This is a genomic window from Pseudomonas sp. lyk4-R2A-10, from assembly GCF_030209075.1.
Classification (GTDB): domain Bacteria; phylum Pseudomonadota; class Gammaproteobacteria; order Pseudomonadales; family Pseudomonadaceae; genus Aquipseudomonas; species Aquipseudomonas glycinae.
Window position 1 is genome coordinate 1 of record NZ_JARVSR010000016.1, and the last position, 12,976, is coordinate 12,976.

Annotated in this window: 12 protein-coding genes and 1 pseudogene; 8 read left to right on the forward strand and 5 right to left on the reverse strand. The window is 60.9% G+C overall.

Going from position 1 to position 12,976, the window contains the following annotated elements; translation table 11 throughout:
- The 3 genes and pseudogenes from QRN46_RS25985 to yecR all read left to right on the forward strand — a co-directional run.
- Window positions 1-272: pseudogene (locus QRN46_RS25985) on the forward strand (hypothetical protein); the annotation flags it as partial.
- A 180-nt stretch (window positions 273-452) separates the two neighbouring features.
- Window positions 453-767 carry a hypothetical protein gene (locus QRN46_RS25990; protein ID WP_011334628.1) on the forward strand — a complete coding sequence of 105 codons (315 nt, stop codon included), beginning with the start codon at window positions 453-455 and terminating at the stop codon, window positions 765-767.
- 60 nt (window positions 768-827) lie between these two features.
- Window positions 828-1,136, forward strand: coding sequence for a YecR family lipoprotein (yecR, locus tag QRN46_RS25995; RefSeq protein ID WP_285358161.1), 309 nt, complete (start codon window positions 828-830; stop codon window positions 1,134-1,136).
- On the opposite strand, the gene QRN46_RS26000 is transcribed toward yecR, so the two are convergent.
- The gene (locus QRN46_RS26000) at window positions 1,108-2,745 is read right to left on the reverse strand and encodes an ATP-binding response regulator (protein WP_011334630.1); all 1,638 of its coding nucleotides are present in this window, start codon (window positions 2,743-2,745) and stop codon (window positions 1,108-1,110) included. The genes yecR and QRN46_RS26000 overlap by 29 nt on opposite strands.
- Before the next feature lie 114 nt (window positions 2,746-2,859).
- Between QRN46_RS26000 and QRN46_RS26005 the strand changes: the two genes are divergently transcribed.
- On the forward strand, window positions 2,860-3,465 hold the full coding sequence (locus QRN46_RS26005) for a LuxR C-terminal-related transcriptional regulator (protein WP_201819194.1): 606 nt from the start codon (window positions 2,860-2,862) through the stop codon (window positions 3,463-3,465).
- A gap of 15 nt (window positions 3,466-3,480) precedes the next feature.
- Here QRN46_RS26005 and QRN46_RS26010 read toward each other — a convergent pair whose 3' ends face one another.
- Window positions 3,481-4,479 carry a bile acid:sodium symporter family protein gene (locus tag QRN46_RS26010; protein ID WP_285358162.1) on the reverse strand — a complete coding sequence of 333 codons (999 nt, stop codon included), beginning with the start codon at window positions 4,477-4,479 and terminating at the stop codon, window positions 3,481-3,483.
- Between the two features lie 85 nt (window positions 4,480-4,564).
- Between QRN46_RS26010 and QRN46_RS26015 the strand changes: the two genes are divergently transcribed.
- On the forward strand, window positions 4,565-5,353 hold the full coding sequence (locus tag QRN46_RS26015; protein WP_011334633.1) for an AraC family transcriptional regulator: 789 nt from the start codon (window positions 4,565-4,567) through the stop codon (window positions 5,351-5,353).
- Window positions 5,354-5,491: 138 nt separating this feature from the next.
- Window positions 5,492-7,204: an amidase gene (locus tag QRN46_RS26020; RefSeq protein WP_285358163.1), complete on the forward strand. Its 1,713-nt coding sequence runs from the start codon at window positions 5,492-5,494 to the stop codon at window positions 7,202-7,204.
- 36 nt (window positions 7,205-7,240) lie between these two features.
- Here QRN46_RS26020 and QRN46_RS26025 read toward each other — a convergent pair whose 3' ends face one another.
- Entirely contained in the window at window positions 7,241-8,191 is a 951-nt protein-coding gene (locus tag QRN46_RS26025) for a Dyp-type peroxidase (RefSeq protein WP_285358164.1), read from the reverse strand.
- Between the two features lie 193 nt (window positions 8,192-8,384).
- Between QRN46_RS26025 and QRN46_RS26030 the strand changes: the two genes are divergently transcribed.
- Window positions 8,385-9,362, forward strand: coding sequence for a TerC family protein (locus QRN46_RS26030; RefSeq protein WP_285358166.1), 978 nt, complete (start codon window positions 8,385-8,387; stop codon window positions 9,360-9,362).
- A 42-nt stretch (window positions 9,363-9,404) separates the two neighbouring features.
- Here the strand turns inward: QRN46_RS26030 and QRN46_RS26035 are convergent, their stop codons facing one another.
- Window positions 9,405-10,505 carry a polyamine ABC transporter substrate-binding protein gene (locus QRN46_RS26035; protein WP_011334637.1) on the reverse strand — a complete coding sequence of 367 codons (1,101 nt, stop codon included), beginning with the start codon at window positions 10,503-10,505 and terminating at the stop codon, window positions 9,405-9,407.
- A gap of 252 nt (window positions 10,506-10,757) precedes the next feature.
- A complete protein-coding gene (locus QRN46_RS26040; RefSeq protein WP_011334638.1) occupies window positions 10,758-12,164 on the reverse strand; it encodes a purine-cytosine permease family protein in 1,407 nt (468 codons plus the stop codon).
- Between the two features lie 325 nt (window positions 12,165-12,489).
- Here QRN46_RS26040 and QRN46_RS26045 point away from each other — a divergent pair, with 325 nt between their 5' ends.
- Complete coding sequence (locus QRN46_RS26045) at window positions 12,490-12,975, forward strand: flavin reductase family protein (protein ID WP_285358171.1); 486 nt, start codon at window positions 12,490-12,492, stop codon at window positions 12,973-12,975.
- The last annotated feature ends 1 nt before the right edge of the window (window position 12,976 follow it).

A 12,976-nucleotide genomic window follows, 5' to 3' on the forward strand; every position in this document is an offset into this window, starting at 1 on the left:
CGGATCACGTCGGCGCTGGTGCTGTTGCCTCTGACGGCTCCGATCACGTCGGCGCCGGAGCCGTTGCTTCCGATGGCGCGGATCACGTCGGCGCTGGTGCTGTTGCCTCTGATGGCTCCGATCACGTCGGCGCAGGCGCCCTCGCCGCCGATGGCGCAGACAAGGTCGGTGCCAACCGGCTCGCCTACTCCCGCGCAGGCGTTGGTTCGGACCAGGTCGCTTCGGCCCTTATGAGCGGCAGCTATTCCGACCAGTTCAACAGTCCTCAATAACCGCTATCGGCGCAACCAGCCCACCGCTGGTTGCGCCGCACTAGCACATTTGTGCTAATCGACCACCCCGATCCCTGGCGTTATATTCCCTCGCAACCCCCGACGCTCCCCAACATTGCCGCTGCGCAGTGCGCGGGATCGTTGTGCCTGGAAAAACAACAACACCAAGGAAGAAACACCATGAAACAGCAGCTCAGCCTCGCCAGGATCTCGATTCTCGGTGCCCTGCTCCTCGGCGCCAGCGGTTGCCAGACCGCCAAACCCACCGAAGACAGCATGCGCGAACGCGCCCAGACCGTCATCGGCCAACCAGTGACCAAGATCGGCAACATCCGCAACGACAGCACGCTGACCTACTACACCGCCTACACCGCCGCCGGCGAATACAACTGCGAGCTGCCCAGCGGCGCGATCATCGCAGTGGCCAGCATGGGCATCATGACGCCTCCGCTGTCTTGCCTGCCCAAAGGCGCGTCGCCGATTCCGTACCAATAATCCGGTGCAGAAAAACCGTTCAAATGCCTCTTCTCATCCGGTAAAGGATTGCGCTCGATCATGAAAACACTCATCGCCACCCTCAGCCTCGCAGCCATCGTTCTGACCGGCTGCGCCACCCCCAAGCAATGGGAAGCCACCGGCGGCAGCAAGACCGACGGCGTTGTCCAGGTCTCCTATGAACTGGGCCAGTTCGAGAGCGGGCAAACCTCCGCCGCTCAAGGCCTGGCCGCGGCTGAAGGACGTTGCAAGGTCTGGGGCTACAAGAGCGCCGAAGTGTCGGGCTCGGAGAAAAACATCTGCCGCACCATGGGCCAGTACAACTGCCTGCAAACCACCATCACGCAGGACTATCTGTGTAAGCGCTGACCGCTTCGGTCTGCCGGTCGCGCAGCGCACGCAGGGTCGCGCGCAGCTCGGCCGGGCGTACCGGCTTGGACAGAATGGCGATCTGGCGGTCATGCAGCGCCGCCTGGATTTTTTCGATGTCGTGCCCGGTGATGATCATGGCCGGCACCGCATAACCGCGCTGACGACGAACCTCGTCGATGCACTCGATACCGGTGCTGTGAGAGCCGAGGTCATAGTCGGCGACGATGATGTCGCAGTCCGTGACCAAGCCCTGTCCGCTGAGTTCGGCCTGCACAAGGCAACCCCAACGCTCGAGCAACGCCGACGTCGCCAACAGAACGTTACGATCATCTTCCACCAGACACACCTTCAGCCCTGTCAGCAACCCGACCTGTCGAGCCTCTTCACGATTGACCGGCACCTGCGGCGATGCGAGGGGCAGCCCATACAAGGTCACGGCCGTGCCATGCCCCAGCCGTGAGCGGATCGCAACGTCGACACCGATCAACTGCCCCAGACGCCGGACAATCGACAGTCCCAGCCCCACGCCCTCAACGTCCTTGTCGCGCAACTGGCGCACCCGATAAAACTCCTCGAACACCTTGGGCAAATGCTCTTCGGCGATACCACTGCCGCGGTCATAGATCGCGATGGCCAACCCCGCGCCGCGCTTGCGAACACCGATCAGCACCGGCCGGTGCGCGCCGTATTTGAAGCAATTGGAAAGCACGTTCTGCACCATCGTCGCGAGCAACGCCGGATCGGTGCGCACCCAGTGTTCGCAAGGCCGCAAGCGCAGTTCGACACCCGCCCAGCGTGCGGCTTCGGCGTTCTGGCGGATCAGATCCGCCAGCCATTCACCCAGCTCAAGCGTCTGCAACCGGGGCAGAATCCGCCCGTTGTCGAGGGTGTAGAGATCGAGAATCGAGCGAAACAGCTGCGACACGTTGAGCAGCGAACGGTCAATGCTGTCCACCAGCCGCCGCTCCTCCTCGCCCAGTCGTGACTCGCGCAGACACGCGGTGAACAGGCCGATGGAGTGGATCGGCTGACGCAGGTCATGACTGGCCTGGGCCAGGAAACGCGACTTCTCAAGGTTCGCAGCGACCGCTTCTTCCGATGCTTTGCGCGTACGCTCCAGCAACAGGTGCGCATACACCGGAATCACCGTGCTGGTGATCATCAGCATCAGCACCATGAACGGTTGCGCCTGCCAGTACGGCGTCAATCGATAGACCGCCAACAGCGCCAGCAATGCCAGCACCGTGGCGATCGCCAGGTAGCGCGAGCCGTAGCGCATGCCGTTGCCGAGATTGACCCAGACCATGACGGCATAGATGGGCAACGCCGCCTCGCCGCCGACCACCAGCCCGAAACTGGTGCCGGTGTAATCGTGGAGCATGCCGAAAATCCGCCGCGCCGGATAATGCCCAGGCCAGCGCACGATGACTTGACGAAGCACAACGGAGGCCAGCAGAAACAGGGAAATGTAGGTGACCACCGGCAGATAAGTATCGAAGCGCTGCCCCGGCAGGAAACCGAGCACGGCCATGTAAACCAGGGCGATGCTGGCGATGATGATGCGCAGATTGGCCTGGTCGAGTTCGGTGTTCTTTTCGAACTTCATGGTGGAACGTCCTTGTGCGGCAGTCGTCATAAACAGCACGAATCAACAGGCAATGCCTTCGCCCGGTGCTAAGGTGCATGCCGTGAGAAATGCTGACCCAGGGAGGGTTTTGCCATGGCGTGCCGAATCATCATAGCCGACGATCATCCGTTGTTTCGCGAAGCGCTGCTGCGCACCGTCCAGCGTCTGCTGCCCGAAGCCCTGATCGAAGAAGCCGGCGATCTCGACACCGTGCTCGCCCTGCTGCCGGCCGGCGATGAGCCCGACACCTTGATTCTCGACCTGCGTTTTCCCGGCCTGACCTGTGTCAGTCAGCTCGCGGAATTGCGCCGGCGTTTGCCGCGAACCACCCTGATCGTGGTGTCGATGGTCGATGACGAAGCACTGATCGGCGAAGTCATGGCCGCCGGCATCGATGGATTCATCGGCAAGAACATCGCCCCCGACGAAATCGGTCAGGCGATCCGGGCGATTCGTGAAGGTGAGGTTCTGGTGAAATTCGCCCCGTCCGGCCTGCTGCCGCTGGACACCGGCACCGCCCTCACCCCGCGTCAGCAAGAGGTGCTGCGGCTGATTGCCCAAGGCAAGACCAACAAGGAAATCGCCCGTGAACTGGATATTTCGCCGTTCACGGTGCGGATTCATGTGTCGTCGTTGTTGCGGGTGCTCAACGTGCCGTCGCGGGCTGCGGCGGCAGTCAAGTATTCCGGAGCGGGTTAGCGTCAGAAGCCTAGATCAAGGATCGACCTGGGCCATCAGTTCAGGCACCGATTCCTGGCGTTTCGCATACCGCTGCGCCAGCACCGCGCAGACCATCAGTTGAATCTGATGGAACAGCATCAGCGGCAGAATCAACACGCCAATCGTGCTGCCGGCGAACAACACCTGCGCCATCGGCACACCGGTGGCCAGGCTCTTTTTCGAACCGCAGAACAGAATGGTGATGCGGTCTTCCAGACTGAAACCGAACAGCTTGCCCAGCACTGTGGACGCCAGCAGCACCAGCGCCAGCAGAATGCAACACACCACCACCAGCCCCAGCAAGTCGATCACCGGAATCTGGTGCCAGATGCCCTCGTTCACCGCTTCGCTGAAAGCGCCGTAGACCACCAGCAGAATCGAGCCCTGATCGACAAATTTCAGCCAGTTCTTGTTGCGACCGACCCATGCCCCGATCCAGCGGCGGGCGATCTGACCGGCGATGAACGGCAGCAGCAGTTGCACACTGATTTTCACGATCGCATCGAGGGTCGAGCCACCGTCACCGTGAACGTTCAGCAACAGCGTCACCAGCAGCGGCGTGAGGAAAATTCCGAACAAACTGGACGCCGCTGCGCTGCAGATCGCCGCCGGAATGTTGCCCCGCGCCAGCGAAGTGAAGGCAATCGCCGACTGCACCGTGGCCGGCAGCGCACACAGGTAAAGCATGCCCATGTACAGCTGATCGCCGATCAATGGCGACAGCAGCGGCTTGAGCGCCAGTCCCAGTAGCGGGAACAGGACAAAGGTCAGGCCGAACACCAGCAAATGCAGGCGCCAGTGACCGGCGCCGGCGATGATCGATTCCCGCGACAGCTTGGCGCCGTGCAGGAAAAACAGCAGCGCGATGGCAATGTTGGTCAGCCAGCCGAAGCCGGCCGCGACCTGGCCGCTGGCGGGCAGGAAGCTGGCCAGCAGCACCACGCCGATCAGGGTCAGGGTGAAGTTGTCGGGCAAAAATCGTGGGCGCGTCATGGTTTGCTCATCCGGGGGGTTGCCAGTACGTTGAAGCGACTCTAACGTGACTGAAAATTACCGACTAACGCCGAAGAACCCACAGATGCCGCCAAAAGGACACGACAAGAGCGTCAGACGCAGCATTCCCGGGCTGCCCAGCCTGCCGCGTCCACTGTACGGGCGCACCGAATCGCTGCCCAATCGTGCACTCACCCGCCGCCACAGTCATCCGTGGGTGCAGTTGTCCTATGCGATCCAGGGCGTGCTCGAAGTGCAGACTGCCGTCGGTCGTTTCGTTGCCCCACCGGAGCGTGCGGTGTGGATTCCGGCGGGCGTACCACATCGGGTGTTCAGTTCACCGCACACGGAAATGCGCAGCCTGTACATCGATTGCAGTGTTGCCGACTGGGCGCCGGAGCGTTGCCATGTGCTCGGCGTCAGCGATCTTTTGCGTGAGCTGATTCGAGCGTTCAGTCAGATTCCTGTCGAATATGACCAGAGCGGCCCGCACGGGCGCCTGGCCCAGGTGATCCTCGATCAACTGGCCGATGCCCCGCCCATCGACCTGATGCTGCCATTGCCGCAGGACAGTCGCCTGCGCCAGATATACCAGAGTCTGGAGCAACATCCGGAACAGCAGACCACCCTGGCGCACTGGAGCGAAAAATTCGGCGTGACCGAGAAAACGCTGACTCGGCTGTTCCTGCGCGACACCGGCTTGACCTTCCGCACCTGGCGTCAGCGCCTGCGTCTGTTGGGTGCGCTGACGCCGCTGGAGCGTGGCGAACGCGTCACCGACGTGGCTTTGGCGTGTGGTTATGACTCGACGTCGGCCTTTATCGCGGCGTTTCGCCAACAGTTTGGTGAGACGCCGGGAGAGTTTTTCCGATGAAATTAACCGATATTTATCGACTTTGTGCATGCCAATGGGCCAATTTCAGGGTAGAGTTTCGCCCATCAAGAATCTTTGACATCTTTCGACGATAACAATGACCAACCACCCTTTAGCGAACCTGTCGGCGGTAACAGCATGATCGAAGTCACTGAAGTTTCCATTGCCCAATTGCGCGCGGCGCTCGAATCCGGCCAGACCACGGCGGTTGAACTGGTGCAGGCTTATCTGGCGCGCATCGACGCCTATGACGGTCCGGACACCGCTACGGCCCTGAATGCGGTGATCGTGCGCAACCCTGACGCGCTGAAAGAAGCGCAGGCCTCCGATGCCCGCCGTGCCAAAGGCGAAACCCTCGGTCCACTGGACGGCGTCCCCTACACCGCCAAAGACAGCTATCTGGTCAAAGGCCTGACCGCCGCGTCCGGCAGCCCGGCCTTCGTTGATCTGGTGGCCCAGCGCGATGCGTTCACCATCGAGCGCCTGCGCGCGGGCGGCGCTATCTGCCTGGGCAAGACCAACATGCCGCCAATGGCCAATGGCGGGATGCAGCGCGGCGTCTATGGCCGGGCTGAAAGCCCGTATAACGCTGATTATCTGACTGCGCCGTTTGCTTCCGGCTCGTCGAACGGTGCCGGCACCGCCACCGCTGCCAGTTTCTCGGCCTTCGGTCTGGCAGAAGAAACCTGGTCGAGCGGTCGCGGCCCGGCTTCGAACAATGGCCTGTGCGCCTACACGCCGTCGCGCGGGGTGATTTCGGTACGCGGTAACTGGCCGCTGACGCCGACCATGGACGTGGTGGTGCCCTACGCCCGTACCATGGCCGACCTGCTGGAAGTCCTCGACGTGGTGGTCGCCGAAGACACCGACACCCGTGGCGACCTGTGGCGCCTGCAACCGTGGGTGCCGATCCCGAGCGTCGCCTCGGTGCGCCCGGCTTCTTACCTTGAACTCGCCGTGAAAAGCGATGCACTGGCCGGCAAACGCCTCGGCGTGCCGCGCATGTACATCAACGCCGACCCTGAAGCCGGCACCAGCGAAGAACCGGGCATCGGCGGCCCGACCGGGCAACGCATCAACACTCGTGCCTCGGTGATCGATCTGTGGAAACAGGCCCGTCAGGCCCTCGAAGCCGCCGGCGCCGAAGTGATCGAAGTGGATTTCCCGCTGGTCTCCAACTGCGAAGGTGATCGTCCGGGCGCGCCGACCGTGTTCAATCGCGGCATCGTCTCGAAAGAGTTCATGCACCACGAACTGTGGGACCTGTCGGCCTGGGCGTTCGATGATTTCCTGCGTGCCAACGACGACCCGAAACTCAACCGTCTGGCAGACGTCGACGGCCCGAAAATCTTCCCCCACGACCCGGGCACCCTGCCCAATCGTGAAGGCGACCTCGCTGCCGGCATGGACGAATACGTGCGCATGGCCCAGCGCGGCATCACGCCGTGGGATCAGATCCCGACCCTGCCGGACGGCCTGCGCGGTCTGGAGAAGACTCGCAAGCTCGACCTCGAAGACTGGATGGATCGTCTCGGCCTCGACGCCGTGCTGTTCCCGACCAACGCCGACGTCGGCCCGGCGGACGCCGACGTCAACCCGGCCTCGGCGGATATCGCCTGGAGCAACGGCATCTGGGTCGCCAACGGCAACCTCGCAATCCGCCACCTCGGCGTGCCGACCGTCACCGTGCCGATGGGCGTGATGGCCGACATCGGCATGCCGGTGGGGCTGACGTTTGCCGGTCGCGCCTATGACGACTCGACGTTGCTGCGTCTGGCAGCGGCGTTTGAGGCGACCGGTTCCAGGCGTCTGGTGCCGCCACGCACGCCAGCGCTGGCGGCAGGCAAGTAAATGCAAAACGGCGGGATCGATTGATCCCGCCTTTTTTTATCGCTCTGCCAACTCTTCCAGCAAATCCGCCGAAGGCACGAAAAACAGACTGCCGGTGACCGCCGTGCTGAAGTCCAGCAACCGGTCGTAGTTGCCCGGCGGCTTGCCGACAAACATGTTCTCCAGCATCTGCTCCAACGGCTCCGGCGAACGCGCGTAGCCGATGAAATAAGTGCCGAACTCACCTGCGCCGGGCCGGCCGAACGGCATGTTGTCGCGCAGGATTTTCACCTCTTCGCCGTCCTTGGTGATGGTCGTCAAGGCGCTGTGGGAGTTGCTCGGTTTGACCGAATCGTCCAGCTCGATATCGGACAGTTTGGTGCGCCCGATCACCCGTTCCTGCGCCTCGACCGGCAACTCGTTCCACGCCTTCATGTTGTGCAGGTACTTCTGCACCAGCACATAACTGCCGCCACTGAACGGCTGATCTTCATCGCCCACGAGGGTGAAATGCTCGGCTTTGCGGCCGACCGGATTTTCCGTGCCGTCGACAAAACCGATGATGCTGCGCATGTCGAAATAGCGGAATCCTTGCACCTCGTCGGTCACCGTCACGGTGCCGTCCAGCGCCGACATCAACTGCGTCGCCAATTCGAAACACAGGTCCATCTGATCGGCACGAATGTGCAGCAGCAAATCGCCCGGCGTGGAAACGGCGCGCCGCCCTTCTACGCCGAATTCGCGAAAGTCATGCAAGGACGCCGGGCGTGGACTGCCGAACAGACGATCCCAAGCGCTGGAAGAAAATCCGCAGACACAGGACAGGTTGCCCGAAGGAACGCGCTTGCCGACCGAACGCGTCAGCCCCGCGACATCGGCGCACCAGCCGCGGACTTTTTCCGCTGCACCTGAATCGGCGTTGAGGGTCGCCACAATGAATATGGCAGCGCTGGTGATCGGGCTGCAAACGGCTTGAGGATCTGGCGTGTCGATGATCGTGACTCCCAAGGGATGATGGACTGGCTCGAAGGGAGGTTAGCAAAGAAGCACTGACTGAAATACCTTCCGTCACCCCATTGCCAAGGCAGACACTTCGTTAATAACGAACAATACCCACGAAATAAACGATTTTTCTTTGTCGGAAGGCTCCTACTAGCATGGCCTCGTCTACCCCGAAAAACATAAAGACAGGGAGAACGGCATGCACCCCATCAACATCGGCGAACCCTGGATGTGGGTCGCCTTCATCGTTTTTGTCCTCTCCATGCTGGCCGTCGACCTGTTCGTCCTCGGTGGGCGCAAGGCGCATCGGGTTTCGGTACGGGAAGCCTCATCCTGGGTATTTGCCTGGTGCATGCTGGCGATGGCCTTCGCCGGATTGCTCTGGTGGTACCTGAACGGCGAATTCGGCCCCGAAATCGCCAAGGTCAAGACCCTGGAATTCCTCACCGGTTACCTGATCGAGCAGTCGCTGTCGATCGACAACATGTTCGTCTTCGTGATGATCTTCAGCTACTTCGCCGTGCCCCCGGAGTTGCAGCGCCGGGTACTGCTGTACGGCGTGCTCGGGGCAATCGTGATGCGCGCGGCGATGATCTTTGCCGGGGTCTGGCTGGTGTCGCAATTCACTTGGCTGCTGTATGTGTTCGGCGTGTTCCTGATCATCACCGGGATCAAGATGCTGGTGTTTGCCGAGCAGCAACCGGACCTTGATAACAACCCGCTGCTGCGCTGGGTGCGCGGGCATTTGCGGATCACCAACGGCTTTCACGGCGAGCGCTTTTTTGTGCTGCAGAACGGTGTGCGCTGGGCCACACCGATGTTTCTGGTGCTGGTGCTGATCGAGGCGAGCGACCTGATGTTTGCGGTCGACAGCATCCCGGCGATTTTCGCGGTGACGACTGATCCGTTCATCATTTTCACCTCGAACATTTTCGCGATCATGGGCCTGCGGGCGCTGTACTTTCTGCTGGCGGACATGGCCGACCGCTTTCATCTGCTCAAGTACGGGCTGGCGCTGGTGCTGGTGTTCATCGGCGGGAAGATGACGGTGATGCCGTGGTTTCACATGCCGGTGGAGTGGTCGCTGGCGATCGTCGGCGGGCTGATTCTGGCGTCGGTGGTGCTGAGTCTGATCCTGACGAAGGACAAATCGCCTGAAGAAAGTCAGGCGAAATAACAGCCGGGGGAGCGAACGTGGTTCGCTTCCCCGGTTTTGGGCTTATTTATCCGACTTGATGCTGGTCCAGACCCGGGTCCGCACCCGCTCCAGTTTCTGCGGCAACGGTTGCACCACATACAGCTTCTTCAGCGCTTCGCTGGTCGGCGTCAGGTTCGGGTTGCCGGTGATTTCCTTGTTGATCAGCGGCAGCGAATCCTTGTTGGCATTCGGGTAACCGAGGAAGTCGCTGATCGAAGCGATGACCTTCGGATCGAGCAAGGTGTTGAGGAACTCGTGGGCCTCTTCGACGTTCTTCGCGCTCTTCGGAATGGCGAAGGTATCGAACCAGATCGGCGCGCCTTCCTTCGGCAAGCGCCAGTCGACCACCACGCCGTTGCCCGCCTCTTTGGCACGGTTGCCGAACTGGTAGAAGCTGCCGGAATAACCAATGGCCACGCAGATATCGCCGTTGGCGATGTCGGTCATGTACTTGGCCGAGTTGAAGTAGGTGACGTAAGGGCGAACCTTGAGCATCAGGTCCTTGGCTTTCTCATAGTCGGCCGGGTTCTGGCTGTTCGGGTCGAGGCCCAGGTAATGCAAGGCCAGCGGCAGGATTTCCGATGGCGAATCGAGCATCGCCACGCCGCAGGATTTCAGCTTTTCCATGTTCTCCGGTTTGAACACCAGGTCCCAACTGTCCACCGGTGCATTCTCGCCGAGCGCCGCCTTGACCTTGGCCGGGTTGAAGCCGATCAGCACCGTGCCGACCATGTAGGGCACGCCGTACTGATTGCCGGGATCGTTGGCGTCGAGCAACTTGAGCAGCGCGGGGTCCTGGTGACTCCAGTTCGGCAGCTTGGACTTGTCGAGCTTCTGGAACACGCCAGCCTTGATCTGGGTATCGAGGAACTGGTTCGACGGCACCACCAGGTCATAGCCGGAGTTACCGGTCAGCAACTTGGCCTCGAGGGATTCGTTGGTATCGAAGGTGTCCCAGGTCACTTTGATGTTGCTTTTGGCGGCGAAATCCTTGGGCACCGACGGCAGAATGTAATCCGCCCAGTTGTACACCCGCAGTTCGCGCTGTTCGGCCTGTACGGCGCTGGCCAGCAGCGTCAGCCCGAAAACAGTGGCGCCCAGAATGCGTTTCATCGTGACCATGTTGTGTTTCCCCGAATGCAGCGTGAGTCGATGGTTTTTATGTTCTGTACACGGCAGCGGCTGTCAAATCAGCCAAGGGCAAGGAAGGTGCAGCATTTAGTTGTGGCTCCGATTCTTGCTGACAGCGTAGTCGCAGCACAGTAGCCGGTTGGCCAAAAGGGGATCGAAATGGCCAATTTGCGTGACCGCCGGGATGCGGAAACAACAATGCCCGGCGAAGTGCCGGGCATTGTTTGAACAGCCTGCGAACGCTCAGTCGGTAAAACCCAACCGCGCCGCCCTGCTCTGCTGAGTCTGGCCACGGGTCGCGAGGCAGTAATACAGCGGGCACGTCACGATCAGGCCGACCAGCCATGACAGGTCCGCGCCTTCCACCAGATTGGCGTACGGCCCGACATACAACGATGTGTTGGCGAACGGTAGTTGCACGATGATGCCGATGAAGTAGGCAATGATCGCGTGCAAGTTGAAGCGCCCATAAATGCCGCCGTCGGCGCGGAAGATCGAAGCGATGTCGTAGCTACCGCGCTTGATCAGATAGAAGTCGATCAGGTTGATCGACGCCCACGGTACCAACACCAGCAGCAGCGCCAGAATCAAACCGATGAACTCGGAAATGAAATCCGCCGACGCGCCCAGCGCCACCAGGCAGCAGCCCGCCAGCACCACGCCCGACAAGCTCACTCGCACTTTGATACTCGGCGTCCATTGGCTGGCAAAGGTCTGGATCGAGGTAATGATCGACAGTACCGCGCCATACAGATTCAGCGCGTTGTGGCTGATGATGTTGAGCAGGAACAGCACCATCAGAATCGGCCCGAGCCAACCGGTGGATTGCTTGACCGCCGCCATCGCCTCAGTGCCTTCCGGCGTCGCCAGTACCGCCACCGCGCCGAACGTGAACGACAGAATCGTGCCCAGCGTGGCGCCCAGATAAGTCGCGATAAATGGCTTGCCGATCCCGATGTCCGCCGGCAGGTAGCGGGAATAGTCGGAGACGTACGGCGAGAAGCTGATCTGCCAGATGATCCCCAGCGACATCGTCGCCAGCCATCCGGACAGATTGAAGCTGCCCCGGGTAAGGAAGTCCGCCGGCAACTCATGGGCGAAGATGTAGATGAACCCGGCCAGCAACGCGCTGCCCATCACCCAGGTGCCGATGCGATTGAGCGTGTGGATGAAGTTGTAGCCAATCACGCCAATGGCCGTGGCGCTGAGAGCGCCGATCAGAATGCTCAACGGCACCGGCACCGACGGCGCAATGCCGACGATGGATTTACCCGCCAGCACAATGTTGGAAATGAAAAAGCCGATGTAGATGATCGCCGCAAAGAACACGATCAACAGCGCGCCGTAACGCCCGAACTGGCCCCGGCTCTGCACCATCTGCGGAATGCCCATGCGCGGGCCTTGCGCCGACGCCAGGGCGATCACCACGCCGCCGATCATGTGCCCCAGCGCAATCGCCAGCAGCCCCCAGAACAAGTCGAGATGAAATACCTGAACCACCATAGCGCCGGTGACAATGGGCAGTGGCGCAATGTTGGTGCTGAACCAAAGGGTGAACAGGTCGCGGGCCTTCCCGTGGCGTTCCGCGAGTGGGACGTAGTCGACCGTGTGATTCTCGATCAACGGATCTTGCCGGGACATCTGGGACATAAAAATGAACTCGATTGGGTCTGTTCTTATCGTTGTATGAAGCCAAACCGGGGGAGATTCGTGGCCGCCCCTCAGGTGAACACCATATTATGGTATTCCAACATTTTCACAAGACTGATCCGCTGTTTGCGGCGTTAACTGATCCGGCATCCTCTCCGATATCAAGGCCTTACGGCTAGACGAAAGGCCCGTAACTGTTGAGTTTCCGACGAAAACACCACGTTTATCGTTTCACCAAAAAAGCGCTTGCAATCGATGTATTACGGTATACCATCAGACCCATAAACACATAAAAACACGCTTCACCGCACTCGAGGATTGACCAATGATCGATGCTGCCGTCTACAAACAAGTCATGGGCTCGTTCCCGTCCGGCGTTACCGTCATCACCACGCTGGATGACGACGGCCAGATCGTCGGCCTGACCGCCAGCGCCTTCAGCTCGCTGTCGATGGACCCGGCGCTGGTGCTGTTCTGCCCCAACTACAGTTCCGATTCCTACCCCGTCCTGATCAAGAACAAACGCTTTGCCATTCACGTGCTGTCCGGTGGTCAGCAGAGCGAAGCCTACGCCTTCGCCCGCAAAGGCAAGGACAAGGCGCAGGGCATCGAGTGGACGCTGAGCGAACTGGGCAACCCGATCCTGGCCAACGCGACAGCTATCATCGAATGTGAGCTGTGGCGCGAATACGAAGGCGGCGACCACGCGATCATGGTCGGCGCGGTGAAGAACCTCATCCTCCCTCAGCAGGACGCCGGCCCGCTGGTGTACTGCCACGGCAAGATGGGCGCCCTGCCCGCCTTCGCCTGAT

Excerpts from the sequence above, each read along its gene's own strand:
- QRN46_RS25990 (WP_011334628.1), top strand. The coding sequence starts at position 453 with ATGAAACAGCAGCTCAGCCTCGCCAGGATCTCGATTCTCGGTGCCCTG.
- QRN46_RS26000 (WP_011334630.1), bottom strand. The coding sequence starts at position 2,745 with ATGAAGTTCGAAAAGAACACCGAACTCGACCAGGCCAATCTGCGCATC.
- QRN46_RS26020 (WP_285358163.1), top strand. The coding sequence starts at position 5,492 with ATGATCGAAGTCACTGAAGTTTCCATTGCCCAATTGCGCGCGGCGCTC.
- yecR (WP_285358161.1), top strand. The coding sequence starts at position 828 with ATGAAAACACTCATCGCCACCCTCAGCCTCGCAGCCATCGTTCTGACC.
- QRN46_RS26045 (WP_285358171.1), top strand. The coding sequence starts at position 12,490 with ATGATCGATGCTGCCGTCTACAAACAAGTCATGGGCTCGTTCCCGTCC.
- QRN46_RS26040 (WP_011334638.1), bottom strand. The coding sequence starts at position 12,164 with ATGTCCCAGATGTCCCGGCAAGATCCGTTGATCGAGAATCACACGGTC.
- QRN46_RS26030 (WP_285358166.1), top strand. The coding sequence starts at position 8,385 with ATGCACCCCATCAACATCGGCGAACCCTGGATGTGGGTCGCCTTCATC.
- QRN46_RS26015 (WP_011334633.1), top strand. The coding sequence starts at position 4,565 with ATGCCGCCAAAAGGACACGACAAGAGCGTCAGACGCAGCATTCCCGGG.
- QRN46_RS26035 (WP_011334637.1), bottom strand. The coding sequence starts at position 10,505 with ATGGTCACGATGAAACGCATTCTGGGCGCCACTGTTTTCGGGCTGACG.
- QRN46_RS26010 (WP_285358162.1), bottom strand. The coding sequence starts at position 4,479 with ATGACGCGCCCACGATTTTTGCCCGACAACTTCACCCTGACCCTGATC.
- QRN46_RS26005 (WP_201819194.1), top strand. The coding sequence starts at position 2,860 with ATGGCGTGCCGAATCATCATAGCCGACGATCATCCGTTGTTTCGCGAA.